This is a genomic window from Streptomyces sp. NPDC017940, assembly GCF_044328435.1.
Classification (GTDB): Bacteria; Actinomycetota; Actinomycetes; order Streptomycetales; family Streptomycetaceae; genus Streptomyces.
The window spans coordinates 883,874-900,744 of the sequence record NZ_JBIRHJ010000003.1; the positions used below are offsets into that span (position 1 = coordinate 883,874).

Below are 16,871 nucleotides of genomic sequence, written 5' to 3' on the forward strand. Positions count from 1 at the left end.
TTCCGGGGGTCAGTCCCATTCCAGGCCGCCGCGCCGCCACACGTACGCGTAGGCGACGAAGACGGTGAGCACGAAGAGCAGCATCTCCACGAGCCCGAAAATCCCGAGGGCGTCGAAGGTGACGGCCCAGGGGTAGAGAAAGACGATCTCGATGTCGAAGACGATGAAGAGCATCGCCGTCAGGTAGTACTTGATGGGGAAGCGCCCGCCGCCGGCCGGCGTGGGGGTCGGCTCGATACCGCACTCGTAGGCCTCGAGCTTCGCGCGGTTGTACCGCTTCGGCCCGATAAGCGTGGCCATGACCACGGAGAAGATCGCAAAGCCTGCCCCGAGGGCTCCCAGTACGAGGATGGGCGCATAGGCGTTCACCGCTCCTCGCTCCTCTCAGTCGGCGCTGACTGCTGGCGGTTGCGTGGGTCCCGCGCCCGCCTCCCCCTGGGCGATCCCGCGCCGTCCGGAGCCGTGGAGCCGCCGGAGGCCTTGAAGATCGCTTACATGTGAAGCAGGTCACAAGCCCAACTGCCCCGCATCTTATGCCTGCCGGTCTGTGATCTGCGACACGGGGTACGACAACGGCTTTGTGATCTCCACCACCTGACGAAGGATCATGAAGTCGGATGAGCGGTGATCTTCACACGCGAAGCACCTGAGTGATCACCAGAGGTGACATCCTGACCCATCGGGCCTGGTCGGGGCGCGGTTGCACTATCAAGAGTTGGCAGCTACAGGCAAATTGGCGCTGGACCGGATCACTTGATAGAGCCGCGCGTTCACACTTTGGCGGGAGGGATGTGGACGGATGTGGACGTGTGCATCGATTCACGAGGCCCCCGCCACCGACGCACCGTCACCCCCGCCTCCGTCACGAGTCCGCCGCCGAACCGCCACGCCGCACAACCGGAAGATCTCGGACTGATCTCGGTCAGGTCTCGGCGAGATCCAGACGGTTCGCCCGAGTGACCTGCACCACACCCGAACAGTCGGCCGAACAACCGGGCTTGGCCAACCGCCTCACCGGGTGGTATTCCAGGGGCAATTCGGACGTAAAGCGGAAAACCCATGATCACAGGTGTGATCATGACTGTCCGCATTGCCCGTTACGGCGTCAATAAGAAGCGACACGCCCGGGATTCAGCCGCCGGTGGGGTGACTGTGGCGCAGCACACGTTTCTTGAAGGGAACCGTGTGTCCCTGATAGCGGTTGTTCTCATGTCCCACACCGCTCACATACCCAGCCACCGGAAGCCCCGCCGCAGCGCGTCGAAGATGGCTCTGCGCGCCGGAGTTGCCGGTGGCGTCCTCAGCACCCTGGCAGTGGCAGGCGCCGCCGGCACGGCGACCGCCGCCGAGCCGGTGACCGAGACCGTCGAGCTGCCCACTTTGACGGCCGACCTGTCCGCGCAGATCGCCCAGTCCGCGGACGCCACCGCGCAGGCGGCCGACAGCTACGAGGCGCGCGCCCAGCAGGACGCCGCTGCCACGAAGGCGGCCAAGCAGGCCGCCAAGGACCAGGTCGAGGCCGCGAAGAAGGCGGAGGCCAAGAAGAAGGCCGCCGCCAAGGCCGAGGCCGAGCGGGAGGCCGCGGCGAAGCGCGCCGCGCGCGACGCCGAGCGCACCCAGCTCAGCACGCAGTCCGCGCCCTCCGGCGGCGGCTCCGCCACCACCGCATCGAACTCCTCGAACTCCTCCGACTCCTCGAACGTCTCGACGCCTTCGAGCGGCAGCGTCGCGGGTGTCATCAGCTTCCTCAAGGCGCAGGTCGGCGACGCCTACGTCATGGGCGGCACGGGCCCCAACTCGTGGGACTGCTCGGGTCTCGTGCAGGCGGCGTTCAAGCAGGCGGGCGTCGACCTGCCGCGCACCTCGCAGGCGCAGTCGACGGCGGGCACGCCCGTCTCACTGTCCAACCTCCAGGTGGGCGACATCGTCTACTGGGGTGGCGCCGGGTCCGCGTACCACGTGGGCGTGTACATCGGCGGCGGCCAGTACCTGGACGCCGCGAACCCCAGCAAGGGCGTCGTGATCCAGGACCTCTCCGGCTACCCGGCGTCGGGCGCCGTGCGCGTCCTCTGACAGCGACCGACAGCTTCGGACGTCTTCTGAGGGCTTCTGACGTGTCCTGACGTCTCCTGACGGTTTCGCGTACGTTCCACACGTACGCGGGAAGGGCCGGAACCCCGTTCGGGGTTCCGGCCCTTCGTCGTGGGCCCCGGCGGGCCCCGCAGTGGGCCCGGAGGACCTCGGGCGGCCCCGCGGCCCCCCACGGGCCTCGTGCGGCCTCTGTGAGCGGCCGCGGGGTCCACCCCCGGCCCCGCACGAGGCCGAGGGGCCGCATCAGGCCTTCGGGGCCACCTTGCTGAGGCCGTTGATGATGCGGTCCATCGCGTCGCCGCCCCGCGGGTCCGTGAGGTTCGCCAGCATCTTCAGGGTGAACTTCATCAGCATCGGGTGGGTGAGGCCCCGCTGCGCGGCGATCTGCATGACCTTCGGGTTGCCGATGAGCTTCACGAAGGCGCGGCCGAGCGTGTAGTAGCCGCCGTAGACCTCCTTGAGCGTCTTCGGGTAGTCGTGGAGGGCCAGTTCGCGCTGGGCGGGCGTGGCGCGGGCGTGTGCCTGGACGATGACGTCGGCCGCGATCTGGCCCGACTCCATGGCGTACGCGATGCCCTCGCCGTTGAACGGGTTGACGAGGCCGCCCGCGTCGCCGACGAGCAGCAGCCCGCGGGTGTAGTGCGGCTGGCGGTTGAAGGCCATCGGCAGGGCGGCGCCGCGGATGGGCATGGTCATGTTCTCGGGCGTGTAGCCCCAGTCCTCGGGCATCGAGGCGCACCAGGCCTTGAGGATCTCGCGCCAGTCGAGCTCCTTGAAGGCGGCGGAGGTGTTCAGGACGCCGAGGCCGACGTTCGACGTACCGTCACCCATGCCGAAGATCCAGCCGTAGCCGGGAAGCAGGCGGTCCTCGGCGCCGCGGCGGTCCCACAGCTCGAGCCAGGACTCCAGGTAGTCGTCGTCGTGGCGCGGCGACGTGAAGTACGTACGCACCGCGACACCCATCGGGCGGTCCTCGCGGCGGTGCAGGCCCATCGCGAGCGAGAGGCGCGTGGAGTTGCCGTCCGCGGCCACCACCAGGGGCGCGTGGAAGGTCACCGGCGTCTTCTCCTCGCCGATCTTTGCGTGCACACCGGTGATGCGGCCGGTGCGGTCGTCGACGACCGGGGCGCCCACGTTGCAGCGCTCGTGCAGCCGCGCGCCCGCCTTCTGGGCCTGGCGGGCCAGCTGCTCGTCGAAGTCGTCGCGCTTGCGTACGAGTCCGTAGTCGGGGAAAGAGGCGAGTTCCGGCCAATCCAGTTGCAGCCGTACGCCGCCCCCGATGATGCGGAGGCCTTTGTTCCGCAGCCAGCCCGCCTCTTCGGAGATGTCGATTCCCATCGACACGAGCTGCTTGGTGGCGCGGGGCGTGAGCCCGTCGCCGCAGACCTTCTCCCGTGGGAACGCGGTCTTCTCAAGGAGGAGTACGTCGAGTCCGGCCTTCGCCAGGTAGTACGCCGTGGTCGAACCGGCTGGCCCGGCCCCCACGACGATGACGTCAGCGGTGTTTTCGGAGAGGGGCTCGGTCACGGCGGGTTCTCCCCAAGGCTCGAAATATGTGTGCCGACGGGCACGGGATATGGGCAGTCTATGAGGCGGTACCGATCAACCAGGCGAAGGGCCACTTGTGAGCGATGTGAGCGACGTAAGCCCCGTTACCGTGGCCGGCACCGTGGTGGCCCCCGTCGGCGTCGCGCCGCCCGCCGTGCGGCTGCGCGTGCCCACGCACGAGGACGCCTTCGTCTGGCACCGGCTCTTCGACGACCCGGAGGTCATGGAGTTCTTCGGCGGAAGGTCGGCGGAGCTGTCCGCGTACGAGGAGCTGACCGCCCGGCAGCGCCGCCACGACGCCGAACACGGCTTCTGCCTGTGGACCCTGCTCGACCCCGCGGGCGACCCCATCGGCTTCACCGGCGCCCAGCCGTGGCCGCACCCGTGGGGGCCGGTGGGCGACATAGAGATCGGCTGGCGCCTCGCGCGGACTGCGTGGGGCCGTGGCTACGCGAGCGCGGCGGCCCGCGCCACCGTCGAGCGGTTGCGGGCGGCAGGTGTGCCCGCGGTGGTGGCGGTGGTCGACGTACGCAACACGCGTTCGATCGCGGTGGCCGAAGGCCTCGGCATGGAACGCACGGAGACGTTCGCCTCGCCCCGGCCGGGGCAGCGGGCGCACTCCTTCCGGCTTGTGCTCTGACGGAGGCCGGGCAGGCCCGGTCCCCCGGCTCCTCGTGGAGCACGACGTCCGCGCGGCACCCCTGACCGGAGCCGGAGTGCCGCGCGGAGCGTCGTGACCGCTAGCCGGTGAGGCGCCAGGTGTTCAGTGCCGTCCGGTGCGTCGCCGCGCCGTGCCCGGCCGGCCAGAAGTCCTCGCGCCAGGACAGCTGGAGGGCGTACTCGGTGCCGTTGTCCGCGATGTAGCTGTGGTCGATGGCGCGGATCGTCCGGCCCGCCCGGTCCTCGTAGGTGTACTCCCACACCGCGGCCGGTCGCCCCCTGAAGGTCGTGTCCACGAGGCGGATGCGACGGTAGTCCGACTTGTCCGGGTCCTTCTTGGCGTGCTCCTCGATGGTCCTGAGGTTCCCGTACGAGGTGTAGTCGGCGTTGTCGATGACGCCGATCTGGAAGTTCTCCGGCCCCGTCACGCCCGCGTACGTGATCTGGGTCGGGTTGTCGCCGATCTCGCGGCTCCAGCCGTCCGGGACCGCGAAGGAGAAGCCCATCGTGTCGGTGATCCGCTGCGACCCCGCGGGCACCTCGGCACCGCCCGCCCTGTCGGCGGACCCGCCGTCCACCCCTTCGTCCGTGCCGTCGTCCGTGCTGCCGTCCACTCCTTCGTCCGTATCGCTGTCCGTATCGCTGTCCGTGCCGCCGTCCGTGCCGCCGTTCGCGCCTACGGTGTCCGAGGGCGAGCCGGAGGGCGTGGGCTGGGCGGCGTCCGCGGTCGACGCGTCCGACGTGGGTGCCCCGGACGGCTCCTCGCTGCCGCTGACGGAGGGGCTGCCGTTCTTGCCCTCGGCGTCCGTGTCGTCGTCCGACTGCTGCCAGAGCAGGACGCCCGCCGCGACACCGCCGCCGATGACCAGGGCGCCGACGAGCGTGCCCACCCAGATGCCCGCACGGCCCCGTGTCCCGCCGGGAGCGGGGCGCGGCGCCTGGGGGCGGCCGAGCTGGAAGGCGGGCGCCGACGGGTGCGTGTCGGGGGCAGCGGTGTACGGCGGGGGTGCGGGGAGTGGTGAGGGTGCCTGGAGCGGCGAAGATGCCGGGAGCGGTGCGGGTGCCGGGAGCGGCGGGGGTGCGGGGAGCGGCAGGGCGCTCTGCGTCGGCACTGCGTGTACGTCCGCGGCCGGGTCCGGTGCATGCGCCTGTGAGGGCGACGGAGCCTGCGCCTGCGCCTGCGACGGCATCTGAGCCTGCGCCTGCGACGGCGCCCGGGCCGCGACACCGGCCGAACCGGGAACGCCGCCGGAAGCGGACGCACCACCCGAACCAAGGACCCCTCCCTGCCCGGGCGCCCCGCCCGAACCGGACGGTCCCTGCGGTCCCGGCGGCATGGGTGGTCCGCCCACCCCGCCCCGCTGTCCGGCCGCCCGCGCCACGAACGGTCCCGCGACCACCGCTCCGGCCACCCACAGCAGCCCGAAGAGGAGCGCGTCCGGCAGGCTCACACCGCCCTCGACGGTGGCCCTGGCCGAATCGCCGCCGAACCCGACCTCGCTCGCCGAGGTCTCGACGCTGAAACCGCCGACCGCCGCGAGCAGCAGGAACATCCCGAAGAACAGGCCCGCGGCCAGGACCTGCTCGCCGCGGCCCGCGCACCGGCGCGCGGCGAGCACTCCGATGGTCAGCGCGCACACCAGGCCGAGCGCCAAGGCACCGACCACGGCACCGGAGTTGAACAGGTCACCGAGTTCGGAGAGCCCGAACGACTGGCTCTCGCGCTCTCCGCCGTACGACGACGAACGCCGCCCGGACGCCTCCGCCTCCAGGGGCGCGCCCCAGCCGACCCCGAGGGCGGCGAGGCCCAGGTTCGGGAGGACGAGCAGCGCGACGACGTACGGCGACACCCCGGCGTCCTCCGTGTCGGCCGCGTCGGACAGCTCGTCGAGTTGCGTGAGGGTGAGGTAGCCGACCGCGGACGCGACGACCAGCACGACGGCGAGGGCGCGCAGCGCCACCCCGACGGCGCGCAGGAACGCCTGCGCGCCGGGGCGCCCGGCAGGCCAGGGCGCCGGGCTCCCGGGGTGCGGCACGCCTTCGCGGTACAGCACGCCGCCCGCTACGGCGAGGGCGAGCAGCAGCGCGCCGAGCGTGGCGAACCACGGCCCCGACGACACTTCGACGCCCTCGATCTCCGGCTGCGCGAAGAGGCCGAGCGCCAGTACGCCCGCGGCGGTCAACAGGGCCACGCGCAGGGCGGCTTCGAGCCCCGCCGTCGGTCCCGTGTGCTGGGCGCCGTATGCGGCGGCACGGTCGCGCAGCCGGTTCCTGAGGACGCGTACGCCGATGAACAGCGCCCCGACGAACAGGGCGGTGACCGTCAGCGGCACCAGGTGTATCGACATGGCGCCGTCGATCGCGGACTCCGTGGTGGAGCCGGTGAAGTCGCGCTCCTCGCGGCCGCTGAGCTCCAGGTCTCCGCCCACCGCCTGTAGCGCGACGGCCAGCGCGAGCCGCAGCCGCCCGACGAAGCCGACGGCGTCCTCCTCGTCCTGCCCGTACTCGGGAAGGGCGCACCCCACGGCCGTGACCAGCAGCAGAGCGAGCGGCCACAGCGCCGCCTGCACCGACCCGGCCCAGTCGCCCCGCGACGCCCGCCCCAGGAAGGCACCCAGGGGTGAGGGCCCTGGTGGCGGGGGCAGCCTGCCGGGGGGTGGTGGGGTGGCGGGCGGCACCGGGTTCGCGGGCGCCGCGGGCGCCTCGGGGGCGGGTGCGATCACCGGGGGTGGGGGTGCGGCGGGGGGTGCCGGAGCGGGGGGTGGTGCGGGCGGCGGGGTGGCGGCTGGGGGGACCACCAAGGTCGCGGGGTGGGACGGGACTTCGGAGCCGGTCGGAACCTCGCGCCCTGCCTCGTCCCGGGGCTCGGCGGCGGGGCCGACGGCGGGTTCGGCAACCGGTTCGGCGGCGGGTTCGGCGGCCGGTCGGGCGGCGGGTTCGGCGGCGGGTTCGGCGGCGTTCCCGGCGGCCGGTCCGGGCGGCACCACCTTGTCCTGGGGTTCCGCCTTGTCCTCGGGTTCCGCCTTGTCCTCGGGTTCCGCCTCGTTCAGCGGCACCCCCTTGTGCAGCGGCACCGCCTTGTCCCGCGGCACCGCCTTGTCCTGAGGTTCCGCCTGGTCCCGCGGTTCCGCGGGAGGACTGGGCGCCGCCCCGTCATCGACGGGTGCGCGTTCGCGCCCGCATCTCATGCAGAAGCGGGCCTCGTCGGGAGCTGGAGCCCCGCAGCCGGGGCAGTTCGACGCCATCGGGCAGCTCCGATATGGGGAGTATGAGGGATGTGGGAAGAAGAGTGTGGGGACGTGGCCGGCGTACGCCGACCGTCACATCCCGGCCACAGCACGTGGCCGGGATGTAGGAACTGACACATCTTCTCCGCCGTACGGTTCCCGTCAACTCCCTTGCGGAAAGCCGGTGCCGCTATCCCTGCTTGAATCCCCGGTGCAGCGCGACGACTCCGCCCGTCAGATTGCGGTAGGCCACCTTCGACCAGCCGGCGTCCTGGAGCCGCGCGGCGAGCTGGGGCTGGTTGGGCCAGGAGCGGATGGACTCGGCGAGATAGACGTACGCGTCCGGGTTGGAGCAGACCGTGCGCGCGACGGGCGGCAGCGCGCGCATCAGGTACTCGATGTAGACCGTGCGGAACGGCCCCCACGTGGGCTCGGAGAACTCGCAGATGACGACGCGTCCGCCGGGCCGGGTCACGCGGTACATCTCGCGCAGCGCGGCGTCGGTGTCCTGGACGTTGCGCAGGCCGAAGGAGATCGTGACGGCGTCGAAGGTGTCGTCCTTGAACGGCAGCTTCATCGCGTCGCCCGCAGTGAACGGCATCCACGGGTGCCGCTGCTTGCCGACGCGGAGCATGCCGAGCGAGAAGTCGCACGGGACGACGTACGCGCCCGCCTGTGCGAAGGGGCCCGACGAGGTGGCCGTACCGGCGGCGAGGTCGAGGACCTTCTGCGCGGGGCGGGCGTCGACGGCGCGGGCGACCTCCTTGCGCCAGAGCCTGGCCTGCCCGAGCGAGATCACGTCGTTGGTCAGGTCGTACCGTTCCGCCACGTCGTCGAACATCGAGGCGACTTCGTGCGGCTGCTTGTCCAAGGAGGCTCGGGTCACCCGGCCCATTGTGTCAGGCCGGTCTTCTGTCCTGGCGGTGGCCTTCGCCTGCGGCGGGCCTCTGCGCGGGGGCGTCTGCCGGGTTCGGAGTCCTGGCGGGTGCGGGGTCGTCCTGGTTGCTCGCGCCGTTCCCCGCCCCCCTCTGGGGCCCGCCTTGCCCCGCGCCCCGGGTCGACCCGTGGCTCAGCGGCGGCGGTACACCAGACGGCCGCCGATGGCCGTCGCCAGGCAGGTGCCGTCCTGGGTCAGGACGGTGAAGTCCGCTTCCCCGCCGGCCCGGGGCGGGGCCACCGGGCGGTCGCGGAGGCCCGAGCGTGCTACCGCCGTGCGGACCGCGGGGCGCGTGAACGGGCCCGCCAGGGCAGTGGTGCCCGCCGCCAGGAGGCGCTGGACGCCGCGTCTCGCGCTCGCGCCCCAACGCGTGTCCGTCATGTCCAGGGCGGCGAGGGCGGGGCCGGTCAGGGGCTCGGTGCCGAGGGCGTCGGCCTCGCGGGGGTCGGGCCAGTACGCGGACTCCAGGAGGGCGACCGCGTCCCGCTCGTACCTGCCGGGGGTGAGAACTCCGTCCCACTCCCGGACGCGGGCCCGCTCCCCGTACGCGGCGAACAACTCCTCGTACGGGCCGACGGCCGCGAAGCGGGAGCCGTCGACGACGACGGCGTGCCCGGGACCGGCCTCGGTCCCGGACGGGACGGCCCCGTCCCCGGACGCCTCGACTCCGCGTACCCGGTGCAGCGTCAGCAAGGCGGCGCCGGTCCGCTAGTTCGCGGCCAGGAGCTTCAGCTCCGGGTGTGCCGTGCCGCCCTCGATGGCCGTGGAGGAGATGTGCGAGGCGACCCGCTCGTCGACGGGGTCGTCCGCCGGGTCGTCGTGCACGACGAGGTGCTCGTACGTCGTGGCGCGCTGGGCCGGGACCCGGTCCGCGGTGCGGATCATGTCGATCATCTCGCGCAGGTTGGAGCGGTGCTTGGCACCGGCGGAGGAGACCACGTTCTCCTCCAGCATCACCGAGCCGAGGTCGTCCGCTCCGTAGTGCAGCGTCAGCTGGCCCGCCTCCTTGCCGGTGGTCAGCCAGGAGCCCTGGATGTGGGCGACGTTGTCGAGGAAGATCCGGGCGATCGCGATCATGCGCAGGTACTCGAAGACGGAGGCCTGCGTGCGCCCCTTGAGGTGGTTGTTCTCGGGCTGGTACGTGTACGGGATGAAGGCGCGGAAGCCGCCGGTCCGGTCCTGTACGTCGCGGATCATGCGCAGGTGCTCGATGCGCTCGGCGTTCGTCTCACCGGTGCCCATGAGCATCGTGGAGGTGGACTCCACGCCCAGGTTGTGCGCCGTCTCCATGATCTCGAGCCAGCGCTCGCCGGACTCCTTGAGCGGGGCGATGGCCTTGCGCGGCCGCTCGGGCAGCAGCTCGGCGCCCGCGCCCGCGAAGGAGTCGAGCCCGGCGGTGTTGATCCGCTGGATCGCCTCCTCCACCGAGACCTTGGAGATGCGGGCCATGTGCTCGACCTCGGACGCGCCGAGGGAGTGGATGACCAGCTGCGGGAAGTTCTTCTTGATCGCCGAGAAGTGTTCCTCGTAGTACTCGACGCCGAAGTCGGGGTGGTGCCCGCCCTGGAACATGATCTGCGTGCCGCCGAGCTCGACCGTCTCCGCGCAGCGGCGCAGGATGTCGTCGAGGTCGCGCGTCCAGCCCTTCTTGGTGTCCTTCGGGGCCGCGTAGAAGGCACAGAACTTGCACGCCGTCACGCAGACGTTCGTGTAGTTGATATTGCGCTCGATGATGTACGTCGCGATGTGCTCCGTGCCGGCGTAGCGGCGGCGGCGTACGGCGTCGGCGGCGGCGCCCAGCGCGTGCAGCGGGGCGTCGCGGTACAGGTCGAGCGCCTCCTCGGCGCTGATACGTCCGCCTGCTGCGGCGCGGTCGAGGACGGACTTGAGGTCGGCCTTCTCGGTCACCGGGGCGTCCCTTTCGTCAGGGGGCGGACAGATCTTCTTCAGCGTACGCCAGGCCCCCGGGCCCCCCGCGGTGGGGAGCGCGGGACCCCGCCTCACGCCGCGTACGCGCCGAGCAGGACTCCCGCGAGCGCCCCGGCGAGGAGGAAGGGGCCGAAGGCGATCGCCGTTCTGCGGCCCGCCTTGCGCACCGCGACGAGCCAGCCGCCGTACACCGCCGCGAGCACGAAACCCGTGAACGTGCCGAGCAGCAGGACGCCCCAGCCGTACCAGCCGAGTGCGGCACCGAGCGCCAGCGCCAGCTTGACGTCGCCGAACGCCATGCCGTCGGGGTTGATCAGGAAGAGGACGAAGTAGCCGCCGCTGAGGATGACCGTGCCGAGCGCCGCCGTCGTCCAGGAGCCGCCGTGCTCCGGCAGGGCCGCGGCCCCGCCGAGGAGGCCGAGGGCCGCCACCGCCATCGGCAGCGTCAGGACGTCCGGCAGGCGCATCACGGCGAAGTCGACGATCGCGAGGACGACGCCGGGCGGGGTGAGCAGCAGCCACACGAGCAGCTCCGGGCGCGGGCCCGTGGCCGCGGCGAGGGCCGCGCAGGCCGCGGCGGTGACCAGGGTGGTCAGTAGGGCCCGGGTGCGGGCCGCTCTCGCGTCCCCGCACTCGTCCGGGGCCGGGCCGAGCCAGCCCTCCAGCTGGTGCTCGCCGCTCGGGCAGCGATCCCGCCAGGGCTCCTCCGGGGGGACCGCGAAGCGGTAGGCCGCGCGGGGCAGCAGGTAGCCCGTGGCCGCGCCCCAGAGGACGGCCCCGATGACGATCAGGGTCTGCATGGCGCTCCGCTTCGGTCGGTGGGACGGTCTGTCGGTCTGTCGGTCTGTCGGTCGATCGGTCTGCCGGTCGATCGGTCTGCCGGTCAGTCGGTCTGCCGGTCAGTCGGTCTGCCGGTCTGCCGGTCTGCCGGTCTGCCGGTCAGTCGTTCTACCGGTCTGCCGGTCAGTCGGTCTGCCGGTCAGTCGGTCTGCCGGTCTGCCGGTCTGCCGGTCTGCCGGTCAGTCGTTCTACCGGTCTGCCGGTCAGTCGGTCTGCCGGTCAGTCGGTCGGGTCTTCGGGTGCGGGTCGTGGGTGGTGCTGCCGCTGCCGCGGCGGGTCTCCCGCCCACCCGTCACCGCCCGGCCGTGGGGTGGGCCTGCGGAAGCAGGGCGCCGGGGGCCGACAGTCACCGGACGGTCGGCCGGACCCGGGCGACGGTGCCGGCGGTGAGGGGTGGGCGCGTGGGGAAAGCCGCCGCGCGGCGGCGGACGGTCGCCGCCTGCTGGGCCGGACCCCTACGCCGCCCCCGTCCGCCACCCCGGCGACAACTCGTCGAGCAACGCCTCCGTACGCGGAGGCAACCCCCGCGCCCCGCTCCGGCCGACCAGGTCCGAGGCGAGGGCCCGCAGCCTGGCCGGGTCGCCCAGGGCGTGGGTGGCCCGCAGCAGCTCGTTCCACAGGCGCTCGTCCGCGGGCGCGGACCCCAGAGCGGCGTTCAGTGCCTCGATGGCCTTCTCGGCGCGGTCCTTCTCCAGGTGGAACTCCGACAGCGCGAGCCCGATGTCCGCGACGAGGAGCGGCAGCTGGGCGTCGACTATCTCGTGGGTGAGCCAGCCGTACCGCCCCTGCGGCCGGTCGGCGAGGAGCGGCCCGCGCACCAGGACGAGCGCGTCGGTGAGCATCCGCCCGCGCACGGCCCGGTTGCCCGACCCGCGGCCCTGCGTCGCCTCGTGGTACAGCGACCGCAGGACGTCCAGGTCGGAGACGACGGACTCGGCGAGCTCGAGACGGCCGTCGGCGTCGGCGGTCAGCCGGGGTGAGCCGTCGGGATCGCTGCCGAGCCAGCCCCGCAGCCGGTCCACCAGGGCGTCGCGGACGTCGTCGGTGACCCCGCGCGGCCACAGCGCGGAGGCGAGGACCCGCGGGTGCACGCCCTCGCGGTGCAGCAGCAGGAGCGCGAGGGCCTCGTGCAGGAGCGGGCTGCGCTCGCCGTCCGGGGTGTCGAGGCCGATGATCTCGTAACTGCCGACGAGCCGTGCGTACACCGCGGGGCGGCCCTGCTCGCTGACGTCGACGAGGAACGGCGGCGCGACCGCGGCCCCGCCGTCGGAGTCGTCACCGCCCCCGGGCCGGGGGTCGGCGTCGACGAACAGCTCGACCACGGCGCGCCGCAGCGGCTCCGGCAGTTGCTGTGCCACCAGTTCGAGGCCGAGCAGCGGGGCGCGCAGCGTGCCCTCGCCGGTGATCTGCATCTCCCAGGCGGCGCCGGGCAGCTCTCCGGTGTCGGAGCCGACCACATAGCCGATGCCGAGGCGGCTCGCGTCGGCGGCCAGCTCGGCCAGGGCCACGGCGTCCTCGGGGCCCGGCCGGTCCGCGAGCAGCACCAGGTGCGGTGCCCAGCGGGTGTGCCGCGCGGGTCCCGTGCGGCCGGTGAGCACCGAGTCGTGCCCGGCCGCGCCGAGTGCGCCGCGGCGCTGCCGGGTCTCGGCGTCCATCGTCTCGATGAGCGCCTCGACGTCCTCCAGGTGCCGCAGCCGGTTCGGCGCGAGCGGGGTCAGGTCCTCGCCGAAGCCGACGAGGGTGATGGTCATGCGGTCCGACCAGCCGTTGGTGGCCAGCTCCGCCGCCACGGACGCGAACACCGCCGCCCGGTCGGCCGCCGTGCCGGCGAGCGACACGATGCCGGGCACGGCCTCCAGGTTGAGCAGCAGCCGCGAGTCGTCCATGGTGCCGAGGCAGACGAGGCCCGGGTAGGGAGCGGCGGCGTCCACGTCGCCGTACCGCTCGGCGTCGGCGCGGGTGAGCGTCCAGAACGTCTCGTCCTGCCCCGGCCGCCAGGGCGCGGGCGGCCGCCCCGAGGCCTGCGCCAGCTGGAGGTGCAGGTCGCCGCCGGTGAGCCAGGCCGCGTACACCGTGGGCAGGGGGCGGGACTCCTCGGTGAGGGCGGCGGCGAGGCCGCGCAGCGAGCGGTCGAGGATCCGCACGCCCTCGGGGTCGGCGCCGATGAGGAGGGCGTCCTGGGCATCGGCCGCGGAGCCGGTGGGCGTGGGCGGTTCCATGCCGCGGCGCAGGCCGACGGCGCCCATCGCCGACTGCCACAGTGCGTGCCGTCGGCGGCGGCCGAGGGCGCCGAGCAGTCCGGCGGCGAGCAGCGGCGCCCCGATGAGCGCCTCGGGCAGCCCGAAGGAGGAGTCCTCGGAGGCGGCCTTGGATCCAACCTCGGACCCGGACCCGGACCCGGACTCCGACCCGGACTCGGACTCCGACCCGGACTCCGACCCGGACTCGGCGGGGGCGGGCTCTCCCGTGTCCTTGCCGCCGTCGGCGCCGTGCCCATCACCGCGCCCGTCGCCGTGCCCATCACCGCGCCCGTCGCCGCGCCCGTCGCCGCGCTCGCTGCCGCCGGGACGCTGCTCGGGGAGCGCGATGTGGGCCGTGTCGCGGTCGATGGACCCGCCGCCCTCGCGGTCGCCGCCCGGCTCCCGGGCGCCGCCGCCCTGCCGCTGGCCCCCGGACTTGGCGTAGTCGGCGATCTGTTCGCGGACCTCCTTCGACACCTCGGGGGCCTCGTCGGGCATCTCCACCAGGTCGCCGCCGTGCGCGTCGGCGGGCATCTCCATGATCCAGCCCGGCCGGATCAGGCTGGCCTCGGAGAGCCGCGAACCGTCGGGCTGCTCGCGGTCCTTGTTGAGCTGGTAGATCTCCTTGTACCGCCGCCCGTCGCCGAGGTGGCGCTCCGCTATCTCCCACAGGGAGTCGTGGTGGCGGCCCTCGGGGGGCTGGATGCGGTAGAACTTCGTGCCCCCCTCCTTGTCCGCCCGAGCCGCGGCGTGACCGGCCTGCTCGGCGAGGGCGTCCGCCGCGCTCGCCGCGGCATGCCGCTGGTCCTGGCCGAGGACGCCCGGCGTCTGCTGGGCGGTGGCGGCGGTCGGCCCGTGGTTGTCCTCCGCGGACTGCCCGAAGCTCGACAGGCCCGGCGCGAAGCTTGCCGCCGTCGCGCCGACGAGCAGCACCGCCGCGACGAGCTGCCGGGCGAGCACCTGGCTCGGTCCCGCCCCCGGCACCCGTCCCGGCATGCCCACACCGGAGAGCGCGGCCTTGATCTCCACGAGCACGCAGGCGGTGAACTGGGCCCAGGCCAGCCAGACCACCACGGTCAGCACGTTGATGAACGTGGTGACCGTGATCTCCTCCCTGAGCCAGTCCAGGGACGGCGACCCGTCGGGCAGCGGCCACCCCACGAAGTACGCGAGAGCTCCGGGCACGCCGACGAGCAGCGCGGCGAGGGCGACGAAGGCGAAGAACGCCTTGACGAAGTCCCCTGCCGAGCGCTGGCGCCCCGGCAGGGGCTGAGGCGTCCGGTTCCTCGGACCCGTCGAGCTTGGGGTGGTACGTCGCGCCATGGCGGGTTTCCTGGTCCTGATCCTTGGTGGGCTCGTGTGCGGGGGCGGTTCGGGGATGCGGATGGGCGGTTCGGGGATGCGTACGGGCGGTTCGGGGATGCGTACGGGTGATCAGTAGGTGCGTACTCGGTGGTGCGGGTGGTGCCCGCTCGGCGAAGCAGGCTCCCTCTCGGCGATGTTACGGAAGTGCCCGTGACCCAGCGGGGGCCTGTGGACAACTCCCCGGCCGTCGGCTACCCGACCTCGTTCTCCGCCGCCGCCCGGCCCCGCACCGTCACGTCGCCGCCGAAGAACATCCCGGTGAACACGGGGCTGTACGTCATCTGCACCTCGACCTCGACCTGTTCGGCGGTGGCGGTGACACAGTGCGTGGCCGCCACGTCGGGGCCGGTGAGCCCCATCTCCCGGGCGAACTTCCGGACCCGGGCGCCGCAGTTCTCGTAGTTGATGGGAGCACCCTCCGCGCCCTCGTACAGGCCCTCCGTGTCGAGGTCCTGGGCGGCGTAGCGTGCGGCTTGTTCGGCGATGTCGGCGGCGCGTTCGCGCTTGGAGATGGACAGGCCGCCGTCGATGATGAACGCGGACAGGGTGAGGAAGACGAGCGCGAAGACGATGACGGCGCCCGCGCCCGAGCCCCGGTCGTCCAGGCGGGTGCGGCGGGCATGGGCCCACGCGCGCACCCGCGTCACTGCCGTGCTCACGCCGACCTCCGGTAGGGGTCGAGCGGTGAGCTGAAGCTCGCCTCCAGCGTCGTCGGGATGTCGAGGCCGAGCATCGCGAGGCCCCGTACCTCGCAGCTCACCTCGACCGTGAAGAGCGTGTCCGGCTCGAAGCCCGCGCTCTTCTGGACGACGTGCACCGGGCCGGAGCAGACGTCCTCCAGGTCTGCCTCGGCGGCCTTGCGCGCCTCGGCCATCGCCGTGCCCTGGTCCTTCTGGATCGACCCGGCGCGGGCGGCGTCGCGCGCCGCCCCGTCGACGGCGCCCCGGCCCTCGACGAGCTGCCCGAAGGCCACGAGGACCAGGATGAACAGGATCATCACCGGCGCCAGGATGACCACTTCGACGGTCGAGAGCCCCCGGTCCGCAGCGAGCCCCCGGCCCGCCGAAAGCTCCCGGCCCGCAGCGAACCCCCGGCCCGCCGACGGCCTCTGGTCCGCCGGAAGCCCCCGGTCCGCCGAAGGCTCCCGGCCCGCGGCAAGCCCCCGCACCCCCCGTGTCGGTCTCATCAACCGCCCTCCTCGACGAACCGTTCCACCGGCCCCGACGACCGCGCGTGCACCGTGAAGTCGAGCCCGGGGAACACCGTGGGCACATCGGCCGTGATCTCCACGCCGACCGTGTTGCGCTCCGGCTGGACGGTCCGCACGTCCGGGCCGAGCACCAGCTTCGGGCCGAGCTGGCGGATGTAGGCGTCGGCGACGTCGGTCGCCTCGCCCCGCCAGCCGCCCGGGTTCTCGTCCGCCGTGGCGCGGGCCTTGCGCGCGCCGGCCTGGGCCGCGGCCTGGGCGACGTGGTCCGCGAAGAAGTACAGCGCGAACTGCACGGTGGCGAAGATCAGGAAGAAGAGCACCGGGGTGAGCAGCACGAACTCGATCGCGGTCAGACCGGACTCGCCGCGGGCGGAGGCGGCCTCCACCCTCCGGCGCACGAACCCGGGCGTCCGACCACGGCACACACCGCCACCGCGGCACACGCCGCCGCCAGGGCGCACACCCCCGCCACGGCACACATCCTGGCCGCTGCACCCGCCCGGGCCGCCCCCGCTCCCGCCCCCGTAGTCCCTCATGACGTCGACAGCCGCCCGGTCAGCAGGTCTTGCTGGCGTCGGCGCCCTCGATGCAGTCGCTGACCTTGTCGGCGCCGCCCTTGAGCGCGTTGTTGATGATCGCCGCGACCACCCCGACGATCGCCACCACGACCGCCGAGATGATCACCCACTCGACGGCGGAGGCGCCGCGGTCGAGCTCGCCGGAGCGCGCTCGCCGCACCCGGGTCCTGAGGAAGGTCACGAGGAAGTCGACTGCCGGTATGCCGGAGCTGAGGTTCCGTCCGTTCATGGTGCGTTGTCCCTTCG

Annotated in this window: 14 protein-coding genes; 2 read left to right on the plus strand and 12 right to left on the minus strand. The window is 72.9% G+C overall.

Annotated elements, in window-relative coordinates; translation table 11 throughout:
* Positions 1-9: 9 nt before the first annotated feature.
* Positions 10-369 (minus strand): NADH-quinone oxidoreductase subunit A, encoded by a 360-nt coding sequence (locus tag ACH4DX_RS14000; RefSeq protein ID WP_003992243.1) that lies wholly within the window; start codon positions 367-369, stop codon positions 10-12.
* Between the two features lie 840 nt (positions 370-1,209).
* On the opposite strand from ACH4DX_RS14000, the gene ACH4DX_RS14005 reads away from it, so the two are divergent.
* Positions 1,210-2,073 carry a C40 family peptidase gene (locus ACH4DX_RS14005; RefSeq protein ID WP_398155178.1) on the plus strand — a complete coding sequence of 288 codons (864 nt, stop codon included), beginning with the start codon at positions 1,210-1,212 and terminating at the stop codon, positions 2,071-2,073.
* Between the two features lie 261 nt (positions 2,074-2,334).
* Here ACH4DX_RS14005 and ACH4DX_RS14010 read toward each other — a convergent pair whose 3' ends face one another.
* Positions 2,335-3,618, minus strand: coding sequence for a geranylgeranyl reductase family protein (locus tag ACH4DX_RS14010; RefSeq protein ID WP_398155179.1), 1,284 nt, complete (start codon positions 3,616-3,618; stop codon positions 2,335-2,337).
* 130 nt (positions 3,619-3,748) lie between these two features.
* Here ACH4DX_RS14010 and ACH4DX_RS14015 point away from each other — a divergent pair, with 130 nt between their 5' ends.
* Positions 3,749-4,279 carry a GNAT family N-acetyltransferase gene (locus ACH4DX_RS14015; RefSeq protein ID WP_398122189.1) on the plus strand — a complete coding sequence of 177 codons (531 nt, stop codon included), beginning with the start codon at positions 3,749-3,751 and terminating at the stop codon, positions 4,277-4,279.
* 100 nt (positions 4,280-4,379) lie between these two features.
* On the opposite strand, the gene ACH4DX_RS14020 is transcribed toward ACH4DX_RS14015, so the two are convergent.
* From ACH4DX_RS14020 to ACH4DX_RS14065, 10 genes are all read right to left on the minus strand, one after another.
* Positions 4,380-7,391, minus strand: coding sequence for a hypothetical protein (locus tag ACH4DX_RS14020; protein WP_398155180.1), 3,012 nt, complete (start codon positions 7,389-7,391; stop codon positions 4,380-4,382).
* Between the two features lie 325 nt (positions 7,392-7,716).
* The gene (locus ACH4DX_RS14025; RefSeq protein WP_398122191.1) at positions 7,717-8,412 is read right to left on the minus strand and encodes a demethylmenaquinone methyltransferase; all 696 of its coding nucleotides are present in this window, start codon (positions 8,410-8,412) and stop codon (positions 7,717-7,719) included.
* Between the two features lie 183 nt (positions 8,413-8,595).
* Positions 8,596-9,156 carry a hypothetical protein gene (locus ACH4DX_RS14030; RefSeq protein ID WP_398155181.1) on the minus strand — a complete coding sequence of 187 codons (561 nt, stop codon included), beginning with the start codon at positions 9,154-9,156 and terminating at the stop codon, positions 8,596-8,598.
* 15 nt (positions 9,157-9,171) lie between these two features.
* Positions 9,172-10,371 carry a cyclic dehypoxanthinyl futalosine synthase gene (gene mqnC / locus ACH4DX_RS14035; protein WP_398155182.1) on the minus strand — a complete coding sequence of 400 codons (1,200 nt, stop codon included), beginning with the start codon at positions 10,369-10,371 and terminating at the stop codon, positions 9,172-9,174.
* Positions 10,372-10,463: 92 nt separating this feature from the next.
* On the minus strand, positions 10,464-11,192 hold the full coding sequence (locus ACH4DX_RS14040) for a prepilin peptidase (RefSeq protein ID WP_398122194.1): 729 nt from the start codon (positions 11,190-11,192) through the stop codon (positions 10,464-10,466).
* A gap of 495 nt (positions 11,193-11,687) precedes the next feature.
* The gene (locus tag ACH4DX_RS14045; protein ID WP_398155183.1) at positions 11,688-14,795 is read right to left on the minus strand and encodes a BTAD domain-containing putative transcriptional regulator; all 3,108 of its coding nucleotides are present in this window, start codon (positions 14,793-14,795) and stop codon (positions 11,688-11,690) included.
* Positions 14,796-15,028: 233 nt separating this feature from the next.
* Positions 15,029-15,496 (minus strand): TadE/TadG family type IV pilus assembly protein, encoded by a 468-nt coding sequence (locus ACH4DX_RS14050; protein ID WP_398155184.1) that lies wholly within the window; start codon positions 15,494-15,496, stop codon positions 15,029-15,031.
* Positions 15,493-16,023 (minus strand): TadE/TadG family type IV pilus assembly protein, encoded by a 531-nt coding sequence (locus ACH4DX_RS14055; RefSeq protein WP_398155185.1) that lies wholly within the window; start codon positions 16,021-16,023, stop codon positions 15,493-15,495. The genes ACH4DX_RS14050 and ACH4DX_RS14055 overlap by 4 nt, the downstream gene beginning before the upstream one ends.
* Entirely contained in the window at positions 16,023-16,583 is a 561-nt protein-coding gene (locus tag ACH4DX_RS14060) for a TadE family protein (protein ID WP_398155186.1), read from the minus strand. The genes ACH4DX_RS14055 and ACH4DX_RS14060 overlap by 1 nt, the downstream gene beginning before the upstream one ends.
* A gap of 19 nt (positions 16,584-16,602) precedes the next feature.
* The gene (locus ACH4DX_RS14065; RefSeq protein WP_398155187.1) at positions 16,603-16,854 is read right to left on the minus strand and encodes a hypothetical protein; all 252 of its coding nucleotides are present in this window, start codon (positions 16,852-16,854) and stop codon (positions 16,603-16,605) included.
* Positions 16,855-16,871: the final 17 nt, after the last annotated feature.